The 15,748-nt window shown below is 69.0% G+C and carries 16 protein-coding genes and 1 pseudogene; 3 read left to right on the top strand and 14 right to left on the bottom strand.

Annotated features, from left to right (window positions below; translation table 11 throughout):
* Positions 1-156: 156 nt before the first annotated feature.
* Entirely contained in the window at positions 157-759 is a 603-nt protein-coding gene (locus HOV91_RS35005) for a TetR/AcrR family transcriptional regulator (protein ID WP_174189523.1), read from the bottom strand.
* Positions 760-888: 129 nt separating this feature from the next.
* Between HOV91_RS35005 and HOV91_RS35000 the strand changes: the two genes are divergently transcribed.
* Together HOV91_RS35000 and HOV91_RS34995 are read left to right on the top strand one after the other, a co-directional pair.
* Positions 889-1,380, top strand: a complete 492-nt coding sequence (locus HOV91_RS35000; RefSeq protein ID WP_174189522.1) for an anti-sigma factor antagonist — start codon at positions 889-891, stop codon at positions 1,378-1,380.
* 493 nt (positions 1,381-1,873) lie between these two features.
* Positions 1,874-2,947: an LLM class flavin-dependent oxidoreductase gene (locus HOV91_RS34995; RefSeq protein ID WP_174189521.1), complete on the top strand. Its 1,074-nt coding sequence runs from the start codon at positions 1,874-1,876 to the stop codon at positions 2,945-2,947.
* A 118-nt stretch (positions 2,948-3,065) separates the two neighbouring features.
* Here the strand turns inward: HOV91_RS34995 and HOV91_RS34990 are convergent, their stop codons facing one another.
* On the bottom strand, positions 3,066-4,052 hold the full coding sequence (locus HOV91_RS34990; RefSeq protein WP_174189520.1) for an oxygenase MpaB family protein: 987 nt from the start codon (positions 4,050-4,052) through the stop codon (positions 3,066-3,068).
* A gap of 149 nt (positions 4,053-4,201) precedes the next feature.
* Here HOV91_RS34990 and HOV91_RS34985 point away from each other — a divergent pair, with 149 nt between their 5' ends.
* Positions 4,202-4,969 (top strand): TetR/AcrR family transcriptional regulator, encoded by a 768-nt coding sequence (locus HOV91_RS34985; RefSeq protein WP_174189519.1) that lies wholly within the window; start codon positions 4,202-4,204, stop codon positions 4,967-4,969.
* A gap of 12 nt (positions 4,970-4,981) precedes the next feature.
* Here HOV91_RS34985 and HOV91_RS34980 read toward each other — a convergent pair whose 3' ends face one another.
* From HOV91_RS34980 to HOV91_RS34925, 12 genes and pseudogenes are all read right to left on the bottom strand, one after another.
* Positions 4,982-5,965 (bottom strand): oxygenase MpaB family protein, encoded by a 984-nt coding sequence (locus tag HOV91_RS34980; protein WP_174189525.1) that lies wholly within the window; start codon positions 5,963-5,965, stop codon positions 4,982-4,984.
* A gap of 37 nt (positions 5,966-6,002) precedes the next feature.
* Positions 6,003-6,668, bottom strand: coding sequence for a hypothetical protein (locus HOV91_RS34975; RefSeq protein ID WP_174189518.1), 666 nt, complete (start codon positions 6,666-6,668; stop codon positions 6,003-6,005).
* Complete coding sequence (locus HOV91_RS34970; protein ID WP_174189517.1) at positions 6,665-7,645, bottom strand: MlaD family protein; 981 nt, start codon at positions 7,643-7,645, stop codon at positions 6,665-6,667. The genes HOV91_RS34975 and HOV91_RS34970 overlap by 4 nt, the downstream gene beginning before the upstream one ends.
* Complete coding sequence (locus tag HOV91_RS34965) at positions 7,642-8,631, bottom strand: MlaD family protein (RefSeq protein ID WP_312884893.1); 990 nt, start codon at positions 8,629-8,631, stop codon at positions 7,642-7,644. The genes HOV91_RS34970 and HOV91_RS34965 overlap by 4 nt, the downstream gene beginning before the upstream one ends.
* Positions 8,632-8,675: 44 nt before the next feature.
* Positions 8,676-9,746 carry an MlaD family protein gene (locus tag HOV91_RS34960; RefSeq protein WP_174189515.1) on the bottom strand — a complete coding sequence of 357 codons (1,071 nt, stop codon included), beginning with the start codon at positions 9,744-9,746 and terminating at the stop codon, positions 8,676-8,678.
* A 32-nt stretch (positions 9,747-9,778) separates the two neighbouring features.
* Entirely contained in the window at positions 9,779-10,798 is a 1,020-nt protein-coding gene (locus HOV91_RS34955; RefSeq protein WP_174189514.1) for an MlaD family protein, read from the bottom strand.
* Positions 10,798-11,814 (bottom strand): MlaD family protein, encoded by a 1,017-nt coding sequence (locus tag HOV91_RS34950; protein WP_174189513.1) that lies wholly within the window; start codon positions 11,812-11,814, stop codon positions 10,798-10,800. The genes HOV91_RS34955 and HOV91_RS34950 overlap by 1 nt, the downstream gene beginning before the upstream one ends.
* Positions 11,811-12,836 carry an MlaD family protein gene (locus HOV91_RS34945; RefSeq protein ID WP_174189512.1) on the bottom strand — a complete coding sequence of 342 codons (1,026 nt, stop codon included), beginning with the start codon at positions 12,834-12,836 and terminating at the stop codon, positions 11,811-11,813. Before HOV91_RS34945 ends, HOV91_RS34950 begins: the two co-directional genes overlap by 4 nt.
* Before the next feature lie 5 nt (positions 12,837-12,841).
* On the bottom strand, positions 12,842-13,726 hold the full coding sequence (locus tag HOV91_RS34940) for an ABC transporter permease (RefSeq protein ID WP_174189511.1): 885 nt from the start codon (positions 13,724-13,726) through the stop codon (positions 12,842-12,844).
* The gene (locus HOV91_RS34935) at positions 13,726-14,511 is read right to left on the bottom strand and encodes an ABC transporter permease (RefSeq protein WP_174189524.1); all 786 of its coding nucleotides are present in this window, start codon (positions 14,509-14,511) and stop codon (positions 13,726-13,728) included. Before HOV91_RS34935 ends, HOV91_RS34940 begins: the two co-directional genes overlap by 1 nt.
* A gap of 296 nt (positions 14,512-14,807) precedes the next feature.
* The gene (locus HOV91_RS34930; protein ID WP_312884892.1) at positions 14,808-15,125 is read right to left on the bottom strand and encodes a DUF2218 domain-containing protein; all 318 of its coding nucleotides are present in this window, start codon (positions 15,123-15,125) and stop codon (positions 14,808-14,810) included.
* Between the two features lie 323 nt (positions 15,126-15,448).
* Positions 15,449-15,748, bottom strand: a pseudogene (locus HOV91_RS34925) (esterase family protein); the annotation flags it as partial.

Raw genomic sequence — 15,748 nt, 5'->3', positions numbered from 1 at the left:
GGGCGGGGTAGCGCACCGCGGGTAGCACATCCGGGCGACGAACTCGATTGGGACGCTGCGCATTTCGTCGGCCGGACATAGGCTTCTCCGTCGGGGTTCGTCTCGGACAAGGCATCGACCCGGGGGCAGGTGGCGGCTCCCAGTGTAGGCGCGTCGCTACGGCTCGACCGGTCGGTGCTGTTCGATGAGCGCGCGGGCCATGAGCTTGGCGCGCTGCGCGGCCTGGAGATCGCCTTCGGCGGCGGAGATGATCGAGCCTTTCATCAAGATGTGCCAGGAGCGGGCGAAGTCATCCGTGTCGCGCAGTCCGGCCTCTTCGGCCCGTTCGCGGACGATGGCCCGGATGTTGTCGAGGTATCCGATGCTGGCCTGCCCGGCCGGATGACCGCCGCCGAGTTCGAGCAGCACGTTGATGAACGAGCAGCCGTCGAAGTCCTCGCGCTTCTGGAACCAGTCGTGGAAGACGTCGAAGATCGCGAGTAATCGCTCTTCCGGCGTGTCACCGCGCAGGCGGGACTGCGTCTCCACCAAGCCGAGCGTCCACACTTGCTCACGGCGCTGGAGCACGGCGAGCACGAGATCGTCCTTGGACGGAAAGTGGCGATACAGCGTCGCTTTGGCGACGCCGGACATCGCGATCACCTCGTCGGTACCCACCGCTCGGATGCCGCGGCGAGTGAACAGCGTGTAGGCCGTGTTCAGGATTCGCTCGCGAGCAGGTACGGCGGATGCGGTCCGCGCAAGGTTCGGGGTCTCCATCTTCCCTCGAGGATATAGCTGTACAGACCGCCCTGTCTATGTTAGGAAAGAAAGACAGGTCTGTCTTGAGGACGCAGGGTGGGCCCCGACTGTCGAGCGCCTACAGGCGCGAAACGAATCGAGTGCCCCATGAGCACAGCACTGCACGGCCTCGGCTCCTCCCTCCCACCCCCGGCTGACGAGCCGGAAGACGCTCGTCTCCTCCTGAGCGCGACCACCGAACGCCGCGGTAGCGCGGTGGTGATCCATGTCCATGGCGAAGTCGACGCCTACACGCTGCCGACGTGGCGCCGACTATTGTCCGAAGCGGTCGCGTCGGTCACGGCCGCAGGTCCCCTGGTGATCGATACCACCGGCCTCCTTTTCATGGCCTGCCGTTCGCTGGTGGTCTTGGCCGAGGAATCCGAGAGATGCCGACGCCGCGGCATTCGACTGAGCGTCGTCGGCACCTGGTCGGTCGTCGCGCGCGTGGTAACCGTCATCGAACTCGACGCCTTGCTGCCCGTCTACGCCTCTGTCGAGGACGCGTTGGCCGAGTCGGCGCCGAGCGGGCGTCCACACATCGCGGGCCGGTGTAATGCCGTCGCGCCGGTACGACACAGAAACGACACATCCGCATAAGTCCGCCCATTGGTGATGCATCCTGCGCGGCGTCGATTCCGACGTCGTGCGGTCGTACAGGTGGGGCACCCTGGCCGGGCATCTACTCCTATCGCGGGAGTCGGATTCGGCATTGCGCCGTTCCGACTGCCCGGCGCCGACCCAGGCCGTGGGAAACGGGTCGAGCCGTGGAGAACCTGTGCGGGGCTGAGCGGCGGACGCGGTACTACGGCGGCAGTGGAGTATTGCGTTCGAGCTGAGCGGAATCCTGTTCATCGACGGGTGCCACCGGTTGGATCCGGTATTACCTCTGTACGTCATCGTCCTGTCCGCGGCGCCGGTTCCGGCGTCGCGGACAGTGCCGAGCCCGGGACGGCAGAGTTCCAGACGAGGAGCACCGCATGACAGCGCAGGCCGCCGTCCACACCCCGCCCGCCGCCTTCATCGAGAACCGGCACCTCCCGGTCGCGATCGGAGCCGGTGAGCCGATGCCGTACGAGCGCCCGCTGACCCTATGACCGACACCACACCACGGATCAGGACTTTGTCGTTCCTGACTCCGGGCAACTACCCCGACGACGACCCCTACGCAGGGCTCGAGGACACGCTGCAACTGTTCGAGTACGGCGAAAGCCTCGGTTTCGACGGTGCGTGGATTCGGCAACGACATCTCGAGCACGGCGTCGGTTCGGCGGCGGTCTTCCTGGCCGCCGCCGGGCAGCGCACCAGCCGGATCGAATTGGGCACGGCCGTGATTCCGATCGGTTACGAGAGCCCGTTCCGGCTGGCCGAGGACCTGTCGCTGGCCGATGTGCTCTCCCGGGGCCGGTTGCAAGCCGGTTTCAGCGCGGGCACCCCGCCGCATGCCGAGTTGATCGGACACCGGGTCTTCGACGGCGACTGGCGCACCTACGACCTGTCCTACGGACGAATCGGCCGGTTGATCGAGAACCTGCGCGGCGACTACCTCGGCGCTGCCGACACGGTGATCCACTCTCCGGGCAACACGCAGCGGCCCCGCTTGCAGCCGCACAATCCCGGCTTGATCGACCGGCTCTGGTACGGCGGCGGCAGTATCCGCTCGGTCCGCTGGGCAGGGGAGAACGGCCTGAACCTGCTGACCGGGAACATCGTCTCCGGTGAGCGCAGCGACGACTTCAGCACCACCCAGTCGACCTTGATCGGCGAGTATCGCCGATCGGTCGATCCGGCCCGGCCTGCCCGCGTCGCGGTGGGGCGAGTGATCGTCCCGTTCGACAGCGCCGACCGCGCGACCCGCGAGCGGTACCGGCAGTACGCGGCCGGTCGGCACGAGCGGACCCTCGCGCCGCAGGGGGAGCGTCGTGTCCTCTTCGCCCCGGATCTGGTCGGCACCGCCGCGGAGATCATCGACCGGTTGCGGGCCGATCCGGTGCTGGCGCAGACGTCGGAACTGCGACTGGAACTGCCGTACGAGTTCCGTCGCGCCGATTACGAACAGATCCTGCACGACACCGTGGAGTTGATCGCGCCCGCCCTGGGCAGGCAGGCCGCGGCGCCCGGGCTCGGGAACGAGTACGACGGCGGTGAGGTGGCCGCGTCTGCGTGATCCGGGCCGGGCGGGGTCGAACGCGATCCGGGCGCGGCGCCGCGAAGGCGTCCGCGGTGATAGCAATCCCCGGAATCCACTATCATGCGCAACCTGGTCCTGCTCTCTGGACGGGTGCTCAGACAGGGCAGCCGCCCGCCGCGCCCGACGGGGGCGAGAAGGAATCCAGCGCGTACTTGCGGTGCAAGCGGACCAGCTTCTCGTATTGCAGGCGGTTGTACGCCAGCGGAGCGAGCAGCAGCCGATCCGGCAGCACTTTCCAAGCCACTTGCAGCAGCCAGATGTATGCCGCGAATTCGACATGGTGCCGCCGCTTCAGCTCGAAGCCGACCATGCGGCGGACGCCGGGGTGCATGACTTCGGCCGAGCACACCTGGATCACGTGACCGACCAGCCGGCGCAGCATCAGCCACATCGGCAGAAGCGCGGTCCGGAGCAGCGGGGGCAGGCCGAGGGTGGGCAGGGGAAGCCTGGTGAGCCCGGCGAACTGCTCGACCAGGAACGGGTTCGCGGCCAGCTCGCGTTCCACCATCGCGTTGTAGTACTCGGTCGCCGACGCCAGATCCGGGGGCAGTTTGCCCGACCGCGCGGCGAGTTCCAAACCGGAGAACCCCTCGCGCAGCATCTGATAGGCGGCTTCCTTCTCCTCGGGCCGCAGCACCGTTCCGGTGCAGTAGGTGAAGGTGTTGAGCGCGACGAACATTCCGCTGACGCCCACCCAGATCCAGGTCTGCGGGTTCAGCGCGCTGTAGCGGACGTCGTGGTAGTCGCCTCGACCCCGGCCGTGCACGTCCCGGTGCCGCTGCTTGAGCCACTCCGCCTCGGCCGACCGGTCGGCCGGATCGCCCCACATCGCCAGGAGGGCGGAGAAGCCCGAACGGACGCCGCGATCGGCGAAGTTCGCGGCGAAGCGACCGGTGCGGTCCACCGCGGCGGCTACGGGGACGAGCGCGACCTGATCGAAGGCGGCTCCGGCGAACACGCCCGACAGCACGCTGCCGGTGTGCTTGCGGAACTCGGCGAGCACACCGGGGCGCACTCGGGACCGCGTCGCGGCGCGGGCGCTGGACTGGGAAACAACGGGCAGCTCTGCGTTCGTTGCCATGGGTCACCTCTGGCCTACCGGTGATAGTGATGCACCTTAAAGGCTATCATTTTGGTGGTGGGACAGGCGATATTCGCCGCGCCCGCGGCCGCGGAAGGGCTGACGATGGTGGCGAGGTGGCGCGACGGGCGGGCGGTAGGCTCTCGCCGATGAGGGCGCACCGGAACGATTCGAGCGAGACCGCGGCGAACACCCGCCGCAAGAATGCCTCGGGTGACCTCGGCCGGGCCGAACACGCTCGCGCCGTGCGCGCGCCGGAGCGCGGCGGTGACGACCCGACCGTCGCGGAGTTCCTCGCCGCGGTGGGCGACGCGTGGGCCGACCTCACCGCGCTGGATGCCAAATCGCGCCGCATCGTCGATGCCGCCCGCGACTGCTTCGCCGAAGTGGGTTTCGAGGAGACGACGATGGTCCGCATCGCCGCGGGCGCGGGCGTGGGCGTCGCGACGGTCTATCGCCGTTTCGGCACCAAATCGGCCCTGGTGCGGTTTGCCCTCATGGCCGAATCGCAACGGGTGGGCGTCATCGTGGCCGAGGCGGTGCAGCGCTCGGCGGGACCGGTGAGCGCGCTGGCGGAGATGTTCTCGGCGTTCGTGAGCGAGGCGAAGGCCCCTCGCCTGCTGACGCACAGCTTGCGCGTCTCGTCGGCGGCGGGCGAGCTCACGCGGTTCCTCACCGGTGACGAATTCATCGAACAGGGCCGGACACTGGTGGCGCGATTCATCGTGCACTGGCAGCGGCGCGGTGAGCTCGGCGTCTTCGACGCCGAAGTGGTCGCCGAGCTGTTCGTCCGGCTGACGATGTCGTTCATCTCGAATCCGCGTGGCGCGCTGCCGCTCGCGGATGCCGCCGAGGCCAAGGAGTTCGCCCGGCGCTTCCTGGCGCCGTTGCTGTTCCCGCACCCCGGCGGCAATTAGCCACCGGCCCGGCTACTGTTTCGGGCGCACCCGATAGGCCGCCGACTTCAGTTCGCGCTCCTTCATCTGCTGGATGCACCGGTGATGCTTCCTGGCGTGGTAGGCGATGGGGAAGTAGGTGAACCGCTCGGGCAGCACCCGGTAGGCGGATCGGATGACGGCGTAGACGCGTTCGAGTTGCCGCTGTTCCTGCTCGCTCCATTCGACCCCCACCATGGCGCGCAGTCGCGGGTCCAGCAGTCCCACGATGGACAGGTAGTTGAAGCGCAGCAGGGGTCGCGCCAGCGCGCGGACGAGGGAGCGGACGGGAAAGGGCAGGGCGCGCAGTTGTTCGGTGTCACCGGAACGCAGGTCGGCGAACTGCTGGCGCACGTCGTCGGTGGCGCAGAGCACGTCGGACACCATGTGCTCGTAGTAGGCGTCGAATTCCGCCCGGGTCCTCGGGTAACCCTTCATCGGCACGCGCAGGATGCGTGCGATGCGGAGGTTGTCGGCGAGCAGATCGTCCAGTTCCCGCGCGGTGAATTCGCGACCGACCAGCAGTGGTCCGGCCTTGGCCGTGGTGACGTATGCGGTCGCGATGACCCACTGGTACGCCTCGGGATTGAGCGCGCTGATGCGTCTGCCCTCCCCGTTGCGCATGGTCAGCGGCTCGTGCAGCGAACGGAGCCGCTTACCCTCCTCGATCGCCTCCAGGCCACCGTAGGTCCACCGCAAGACCGAGTCCACGGAGCGGATCGCGCGGCCGAGCGGATCGGTGCGGGCGACGGAATACCGGTCGACGACATCGCGGATCACCGGGTGCAGTCCCTGCATCGCGAACGCGGCGCCCTCGACGACGAGATAGGTCCAGTGCCCGACCATTTCGGCGGTCAGCGAGTCCGGCGACACCAGCTCGATCGGTTCGCCGTCGACCGACACCACCCGGGTAGCGGTCGCGTCCGGGGCTGTCGTCTCGATCGTGCTCGCGGGATTGCGAGAGGCTGCGGTCATCATCTTCTCCTGTTCGTGCACTGCGGAAATCGTCGGCGCGTCAGCGCGGCGCGGGTGCCGTCTCGGGCGCCGGTGCGGGCAGATCCGGCGTCACGCCGCCGACGTCGGTGATGATCCAGTCGGCGGCGCGGTTGAGCGTGACGGTGTAGGCGGCGGTGGCGGTGACGCCCTCCGGGGTCTGCCTGCTGCGCGAATTCATGTCGACGAACACCTGGACCACGTACAGGTCACCCTCTCGGCGAGCGACTTTTGCGGCCAAGAGCTTCGCGGTGGCGGTGTACTCCATCTGGTTCAGCCAGGGTCCGACGACGTCGACGGCGGCCGACAGTTTCGGGGCGAGCTGTTGACTCACGTCCGTCTGCAAGGCTTTTCGCCACCCCTCGATGTCACCCGCGCGTACCTGCGAGACGTTGAGCGCGTACGTCGAGGCGGCCTGCTCGGCGGCCGCGTCCGCGTCGAGCTGCGCACGCAGCGCGGCCAGCTCGTCGGCGGAACTGTCGCCGAGCAGGCCGACGGCAAAGGCGACCGCTGTGACGACGGCGACGGCGGCCACAGCCAGCGCGGCGGCGGTGGAACGGGTCATCCCCGCGGGAGCGCGCAGTGCCGGAACGCGCACCGATCGGGTTCTGCCCTGCTTGGTGGGCGGGTCTGCCGTCCCGCCGTCGTCGGCCGAGGTGTCGCCGGGCTCTGCCGCGGTGGTGCTCATCGTTCTCCTTCGGCTACCGGCGGTGTCCGCAGGATGATCCGCAGGCGATCGCCGGGCAGTGCGGTGAGGGCTTGGTCGAGCAGGGTCGCCATGTCGACCGCCCCGAGCGCGGGTCCGGCGGCCGAGGTCACCGGCCGCAGCGCGACGCCCAGCGCTCCGAGCTCGGGGGCGAGCCCGCGCAGGAAGTCGACGAAGCGCTGCTCCTCTTCCCGCCACGAACCGAGCACTTCGCGGCCACGCAGCAGGGCCGACCCTTCGAACAGGTACTGGTAGGACACGCCGAGCGTTTCGCCGAACTGGTCGAGCTGCGGAGGCGCGGCGGTCAGCGCGGGCCGCACCCAGTCGACATCGGGCATGAGCCGCAGCAGATTGCGCAGCACCGCTTCCAGGGACGGCTGATGCCGGGCCAGGGTGAGCGCGAGCAGCTGGGCGGCGCGCGCGATGGCCGGAGCCACCTGCCCGGCGTGCTCTACAGCGGTGGCGAACGTGTCAACCAACCGGCTGATCGCGGCCGAATCGGCTTGATCGAGCAGGGCCGACGAGGCCGCGAGCAATTCCGGCACCGAGGCGGGTATGTCGACCGAGCCGGTGAGCTGGTCTCCGTCGTGCAGATAGCGCGTGCGGTCGGGTTCGCCGACCGGGCCAGGGAGGAAGGCGAATACCGGCTCGCCCAGCGCGGAGAGATTCTCGATCTCCATCGCGGTGTGCACCGGAATCGGGTGGGCACGGTCGTAGGACAACCGTATCCGGACACCTCCGGGCACGCTGTGCACCTCGTCCACGGTTCCGATGTCGACTCCCCGGTAGACGACGGCCGATCCGGGCCGCAAACCCGCGGCGTCGTCCATCCGGATCGTGACCCGATTGCGCTCGGCCATCGGCGCCACGTCCAGTACGCCGAGCATCAGGTAGCCGCTGCCGAGTGCGGTGACCACGGCGAGGGCCACGCCGGACAACCACGCGGGAATCTTGGTCAAGGCAGCACCCCGATCAGGCGAAGCAGGATCAGTGCGTCGATGTCACGGTCGGGGCTGCCCGCGAGCCCGACCCTGCGCAGATCCAGTGCGGGGTCCTGGAGAAGCGGGATCACTTTGCCGGACAGCAGTTCCGCGATCAGCGCTCCGTTGCCTTCCCAGCGCGTGGCATCGGCCGAGGGCTCGCGCAACAGGACCGCCGATCGTTCGAGCGCGTCGTTGAGATGGGGTAGCCGGGGAATGAGCCAGTCCAGCCCGGTCGTGAGCGTGTTGACGTCGATCACGACGTTGAGCACCGCGGTCATGAATTCCGGGACACGTTCGAGCCGCCGTCGAGCCGTCTCCGAGAAGACGAAGCCGACCTCCGCGCGCATCTGGTGCAATCGCCGGGTCAGTTGGTCCGTGGCGGCGACGATTCGGTCGATGTCACCGATGCCGTCGGCCGCGCCGGCGAGATCGGCGGCGATGCGCCCGGCCAGTTCTCTGGTCTCGGCGGGGTCTTCGGGTAGGGCGCGGTTCCACTGTTCGACCGCGTCCTGCATCCTGGCGGCGCTGCCGCCGTTGACGAACGCGGCCATTCGCTCGAGGATCTGCTCGATCTGTGGCCCGGTGTCGGTGTCGCGCAGGGGAATCGTGCCGCCGTCGCGCAGCAGGCCCGCGCGGTCGTCGGGCGGCGGAAGCAGCGCGAGGTAGATGTCGCCGAGGACGGTCGTCTGCCGCAGTTCGGCCCGCGTGCCGACGGGGAAGCGGACGTCGGCGCGCACGTCGAGGTGCGCCACCGCGGCGTGCGGCACCAGTTCGATCGACCGCAGCCGGCCGACGTCGGTGCCGTTGCTGCGGACCCTGGCGCCCGCGGGCAGGCTCAACAGCGACTCGAACTCGACCGCGAGTCGATAGGTGGCTCCGTCGACGCCGGTTCCCGGCAGGGCGTGGTCGCTGGGGTCGAAACCGCAACCGACGGGTACGAGCAGCGCGAGTGTGATGCTCACGAGCAGCAGCCGTCGGCTCCGGCCGCCCGCTCGACGCCACCTGGTCATCGTGCACCCCCGGCGGTCACGAGAACGGCCAGGGGCAACGGCATCCGGGCCGCGTGCGCCGAAAGCGCCTCGCAGGTATCCGGACTCGGCATGGACGCGCAGAAGGCCCGGGCATCGGCCGCGCCGACGACGACCGCGGGCGGGCGATAGTCGAAGGTGACGCCGCCGTACCCGCCCTGAATCATGCTCCGCAACATGGTGATGACCCCCGGTATGGTCGCGAGCAGATCGCGGGATTCCTCGGCACGCGTTCGGGCCAGCGTCACGATCGGCACCGAGGATTCGAGGACCTCCATCAGGTAGGGAAAGTGATGGTTGAACAGGCGGTCGAGCGGGCCCAGCGCCGCCGCGAGCTTGCCGACCAGGATCTTGACGATCACGAGGGTGCGCTCGAGCAGCGCCAGCCCCGGGCCGAAGGTGATCATCGAGGTCTTGATGTCGTTCCACTCCGCGGCGACGAACCGGCTCAGCTCCGCCGAGTTGTCCAGCAGTTCGCCGAGCTGGGTCACGAAGGTGTCCGGCGCGGCCAGCACGTCGGACAGCTGCCGCAGTTGCCGGTCGAGAGCCGGTCCCAGCCCGTGCAACTCGCGGTCCGCGCCGTCCAGCAGTGCCCGCAACGGCGTGCTGCCGTCCGGCCCCGGGCGGGTGATGTCGTCGAGGAGTCCGGTGAACGAGCCGAGCGCGTCGGAGACGCTCACCGGCGTCGCCGTGTGGTCGGGCTGGACGCACCGATCGGAAGGCAGCGCTCGCTCGTCCCGCAGCGAGGTGTCCACCAACTCCACGCGACGGTCGGTCAGTATCGAAGAATTCACCACGACCGCCCGCGTGCGAGCCGACAGCGGACGCTCCTCGACAACCATCTCCACCCGGACGTGCTCGTGGTCGGGCACGACCGCTCGCACCTTCCCGACCGCTACACCGCGAATCGTCACCGGCGCGTCCGGATAGAGACCGAAGGTGTCGTCGAACAGGGCGCAGACGGCGCGAGCGGGGCCTTCGGAGCGGTACACGGCCGCCCCCGCCACCGCCGACACCACAACCGCGGTCGCGATCAGCACCGCGGGCATCCGGACTCTTCTCCCGTGCACCGCGCGCATGGTCAACACCCCGCTCCCGGCACCGGTAGGCATACGTCGGGGCGCCGCACGGTGAGGCCGCTCTGATCGATGAGCGCTCGGCCCTCCGGCCCGGCCAGCGCGGCGAGTTCCTCCATAGTGCGAGTCATCGCCGCGATGATCGCCTCCGTCGAGTTCAGCAGATCGCGGCCCAGGTCGCGGCTCTGCTCCAGGGGGAACAGCAGCGGCTCCAGCTTCTCGGCGTAGGGACCGGCCAGGAAGTCGAACAGCAGCCCGACGACAGCGGTCACCTTGTCGGCGAAGATCTCGACTTCGGAACGCGCCGCCACGATCTGCGGTCCCAGGATGGCGTAGGCCCGGATCACCTCGGTGGCCAGCATCTCGTTGTCCCGCGCGGTTCTCAGGTATTCGTTGGACAGTTCGAGCAGGCCCTCGACTTGGTTCTTCTGTTCGGCCAGCGCGCCGACCACCACGCCCAGTGCGGACACGGCTCGGCGGACCGTCCCCGGGGCGTCCGTGAGCGCGTGCGCCGCGGCGTCGAGCGTCCTGCGCAGCGATTCGGTGTCGACCTGTTCGGCGACCTCGACCGATTCCGGTATCAGTTCGTGCACCAGGAACGGCAGGCGCGCCCGCTGCACCGGGATCGGCGCGCGCAGCGGTTGCTCGCCCGCGGGCAGCAGCGCGAGATACAGCCCGCCGACCGGTGTGAGCATGCGGATGTCCGCGGCGGTCCGGTCACCGAGGCGGTAACGCGCCTCGACGATGAACTCGACGTCGACGTGCTCCTCGGCCAGTCGAATCGACGACACCCGTCCCACTTTCACGCCGGCGATTCGCACGCTGTCGCCGGTCGTCAGGCCCCCGGTTTCCGGCAGGTGCAGCCGGTAGGTCGCGTAGTTCGGCGGGCGGAGATAGAGCACACCGACCGTGGCGAAAGCCAGCGTGACAGCGATGACGCTGACCAGCGCCCACATCACCTGGCTACGGGGCGAGGGGATCTCGGGACCGAGGGAAACAGCAGTGCGAACGGAGAAATCTCTCATCATCGACTCCCCGCGCAGACGGTCAATGGACGGCCGTGCAGCAGCACCGCCGCGGTGACCGGCAGCGTGATCGTGCCGTTCGCGCACTGCCGGGACGGCTCGGAGCGGGGAATCAGCGCGTTGAGCGCTTCCAGCAGCCCGGGCAGCGCCGACAGCGACCGCACCGCGGCGGTGGTGTCGGGAATGGCCTGCCGGATCCGTTCGGTGAGCGCGTCGGAGCTGTCGCGTGCGCCGAGCAGCAGGCGCGCGAGAGCCTCGGCGGTGCGCACGATCTCGGTCATCTCGACCGAGCCTTTGTCCATCAGACTCAGGAACTCCTCCATGCGTCCGGCCACCGGCATGAAGATGGAGTGGAAGACGCGCAGGATGTTCTCGAGGTTCGCCGAGCGGCCGCGCAGCCGCTGCGACAGCGCGTCCAGATTGGCGACGATGGTCGCGATGACGGTCGTGCGATCCTCGGCGTAGGCGGTCAGGGCGGCCAGATCGCGCAGCAGCGGCGCGATATCGCCGCCGCTGCCTTCGATCATGGCGACGAGGCCGGCGGCGAACCGGTTGTAGACCTGTGGATCGGCTTCGCGCAGCAGCGGTCGCAAGCCGTTGAAGACCGTGGTGATGTCGAACGAGTCGACCGTGTCGGCCACCGGCTCGGCCGGATCCAGGTACGGCCCTTGTTCCGCCGCCGCGGTGATCGCGAGATAGCGCTGGCCGGTCAGGTTCTGGAAGCTGATCGCGAGGCGGTCGGTAGTGCGCAACCGATACCGCGCCAGCAGGGTGAAGCGCACGGAAGCGCGATGGTCCGAGGTCAGCGAGATGCCGGTCACCTTGCCGACCTGCACGCCGCGCAGGCGGACGTCCGCGTTCTGCTGAAGTCCGAAGACGTCGCCGAATTCCGCGTGGTAGCCGATCGTCTCGCCGCCGACCGGACGGCGGATCGCCTGCACGACCACGGTCACCACGGCGATCACGACCAGCAGCAACAGCAGCAGGCGTACTGCGGCGGCCCGCGGTGTCCTCATCGTCCCGCACCGCCCGCCGCCTCGGCCGGAACGCGGAACGCCGGCACCGCCTCGATCAGCAATTCCACGTCGAGTACCAGGCGGTCGTCGCGGTGCCGCAGCGCCCCGTCGATCGCCGCCGTGAGATCGCGCACCTGCCTCGGCGTGACGCCGCGCATCGCCTGGTCGAGCGGGATCACGAGGTCCAGCAGCATGTCCACCGCCTGCGAGGTCGGGCCGAGCGCTCCGACCAGTTCCCCGGCGAAGGCGAACACGAGGTTGGAGACCTCGGAGATCGTGTCGGAGGCCTGGCGCGTCCGAAGGTCGTCGTCCAGCTCCGTCACCGACGCGAGGGCGGTGAGGATGCCGAGCGCCGAAGGGGTGAACGCGGCGACGCCTTCGGTGACATCCGCCGATTCGCGGAGTAACTCGGTGAGCGGGGCGGGCCGAGCCCGCTGCCAGGTGCGGGCCAGTAGCAGGGCCGCGGTGAGCATCGGCGCCATCGCCTCGGTCAGACGCGCCCCGTTCTCCAGCGATGCCGACATCCGGGCGGTCAGCACGTCGGCCACGGCGCGGCCGGAGTCGCGCAGGATCCGGGTCACCGTGAAGTTGTCGACCCGATCGCCCAGGTCGAGCACCGCGCCCGCGACGAGCGGATCGCCACCCGGCATAGGAACGAATTCGAGGGCGGTCGATCCGAAGACGTTGGCGGAGACGAACCGGGTCTGCATCGCCGTCGACAACTCGGTCAGGCGCGCCGCTTCGACGCCCACGCGCACCCGTTGCCGGTCGGCGCCGACGGGTTCGATCGCTACGACCGAGCCGATCGTCATGCCGCGCAGGCGCACCGCGCTGTCGGCGCCGATGCCGTCGCCGAGGCTGGTCAGCACGATGTCGAAGCCGACGAGGCCCTCCCGGCTCGGCTCGAGCGTGCGCCAGACCGCTGTCGCGAGCAGGGCCAGCGCCGCGAGCAGCGCCAACCCCCGCAACCGCAGACCCGCACGGCCGGGTCCGCGAACCGAGAACTGCACCGCACGACTCATGAGACTCACCCCGCGAAGCTGATATCGGTGTCGAAGCCCCACATGGCGATGGTCATCATCATGTCCGTCGACGCGATGAGCACCAGGCTCGCGCGGATGGCGCGGCCCGAGGCGATGCCGACCCCTTCGGGCCCGCCGGTCGCGTAGAAACCCTGATAGGCGTGCACGCCGGTGATCACGAGAACGAAGACCACCACTTTGACCAGGGAATACACCAGGTCCGCCGGGGCGACGAACATGTCGAAGTAATGCGCGAACGCACCCGAGGCCTGGCCGTGTACCGCGGTGACGGTGAGCCGGGTGGTGAGGAATCCGAGCGCCAGCGCGATGAGGTAGGTGGGAATCACCGTGATCACGGCGGCGATCACCCGTGTGGACACCACGTACGGGATCGGGTCGATCGCCTGCGCTTCGAGCGCGTCGATCTCCTCGGAGATGCGCATGGCGCCGATCTCGGCGGTCATCCGGCAGCCCGCTTGGGCGGCGAAGCCGACCGCGGCGATCAGCGGGGCGAGTTCGCGCGGGTTCGCCAGCGCCGACATCGCACCGGCGAGCGGACCCAGGCCGAGCATGTCCAGCGCGGTGAATCCGACGATGCCGATCATCGCCCCCGCCACCACGCCCATGATGACCAGCACGGGCACCACTCCGCCGCCGACGATGACCGAGCGTCCACCGCCCCAGGCCAGGTCGGTGAAAACGGCGACGACCTGCTTGCGGTAGCGGCGCAGCGCGTATCCCGTGCCGAGACAGGCCGCGATCCCGAATCGCAGTTGAAAGCCCAATTCCTCCAACGGTTCCCACAGCCGCCCGAGATATCGCGTCCAGCGCAGACCCCGCGGCCGATACTCCGACGGCCGCGCGGTCGGCAGCCCGCTGCGCGCCGCCATCAGAGGAATCCCAACGGCACGAACAACAGCACGACCTGCGTGATGACCAGGTTCACCACCAGGCACGTCAGCAATCCGAGCACGACGGCGGCGTTGACGCAGTCGGCCACGCCCTTCGGCCCGCCCTGCGCCTCCAAGCCGCGCTGGCAGGCGATCACCGCGACCAGGTAGCCGAAGACCGCCGCCTTGGCGATACAGATGACCAGATCGGTCACGGTGGCGAAACTGCCGAACGACAGCCAGTACGAACCCGGCGCGACGCCCTGGCCCACCGAGGCGACCAGAAAGCTGGCGAGAATGCTCATCAGGATGACCAGCACGGCCAGCATCGGCGCCACCGCGGTCATCGCGAGAACGCGTGGCGCGACCAGGCGGCGGTGCGGATCGATGCCCATGGTGCGCAACGCATCGATTTCTTCCCGGATCGTCCGGGCGCCAAGGTCGGAGGCGATCGCTGACGCGCCCGCACCACCCACCAGCAAGGCGGCGGCCAGTGGGGCGATCTGCTGCATCACGCCCATGCCGCCCACCGCGCCCGCCATCGAACCGGCGCCGACGTTCTCGGTGATACTGCCGACCTGGACGGCGATCACCACGCCCATCGGCAGCGAGATGAGAATCGCGGGCAGCAGCGATACCGAGGCGAAGAACCACGCCTGGACCAGCGCCTCGCGCGCGGGGAACCGGCCGAGGGCCAGATCCGCGGCGAGCAGCGCGGTGGACCGTACGCCGAGTCGGACCGTGCGGCCGAAAGTTTTGGTGCTCGAAGCGATTCGGTGACTCAGCGCGACCGCGAGCGGAACGGGCTCTGGCCTGCCCGGGGAAGACCACTCAGCGGCCGCCGCGTACTCGGACACGTTCTACTCCTCGCGCAACGATCCATCGCGCCCGAAGGGCCGGCTACCACTCCGAGCGGGGAAAGCAGAGCTATTGATAGTTCAACTGCGTTCAGACTATCAATCGCTCGTTCCGCGTGGGCGCTGATTCGCGATAACGATCGAACACTGTCCTTCTATGACTCGGGCTAGTGCCAGGCGACGTCATGGGCCGGACAGGTGCCCGCCGCACGGTCGCGGTGGTCTCACTCCTGCGTGCGGTCGACGCCCGCGTCGGTGGCACCGGGGGCGGACGGATCGCGCTGCCAGGTGACGCTCAGTCCGTCGCGCTCGCCGAATCGCACCAGGTGTCTGGCGAGCACGTCCTCGAGCTGGGGCAGGTCCTCGGCGGGGGCCTCGATGCGAAGGGACAATTCGCCGGGCCGCGCGGTGACCGTGGCTCGGCCGGTGTCCAGGTCGATCCAGCCGGAGGAGTCCTCCGCCGACCACTCACCGCCGTTGCGCCGTCCCAGGTGTGCCACCAATTGCTTGCCGTAGCGCTCCGGCCGATCGGTGCGAACCACCGAGTGGGACGAGGCGGACGAGCCCCCGGCGCTCACGAGGCGCCCTGTGACGGTTTCCCGGCCCGCGCGCCGAGCGACTGCAACACCATGACGAGCACCAGCCTTCGTGTCGGACGACTACGGACCCGGCTCCGGCGAGCGCGAGCTGTCGAGCATCAGCTGCATCCGAGCTGGTTTTACCCCCGCGCGTATCGTTCACACCGGAAATCCGGCTGGTGACAGCATGCAAGCCGCCCGCCCTGGTTCATGGCGAGCTAGCGCGAATCCGCTCGCCAGGGCCGCGCATCAGTGCGGAGATCTCCGCTGGACCGGTTGATGCCGCGTCAGGGTTCGGCGGCGAGCGCGGCGGCGAACACCGGCCAGGAGCTGTGCAGGTCCTCGCGCCAGTAGGACCAGGAATGAGTACCGCGGGCGCGCAATTCGAAGGTGGCAGGAATCGCCGGTTGGTCGAACCGTTCCCGGAGTTGACGGGTGCAGCGGTCGGCGAACGCCTCCAGTGCGCCGCCGATGAGGAGTTGATCGAGCAGTTTGTTCGGGCTGTGCTCGATACCGGCGCCGTGGAGGGTGTCGTGTGGTCCCGGTGCCCCGGTACCGGTCGAGACGTAGATCGCGGTACCCCGCAG

Source organism: Nocardia barduliensis, from assembly GCF_013315795.1.
In the GTDB taxonomy this organism is placed as follows: domain Bacteria; phylum Actinomycetota; class Actinomycetes; order Mycobacteriales; family Mycobacteriaceae; genus Nocardia; species Nocardia barduliensis.
Note: the sequence above shows the minus strand (reverse complement) of the source record. Positions and strands in the feature narration are given on the sequence as shown.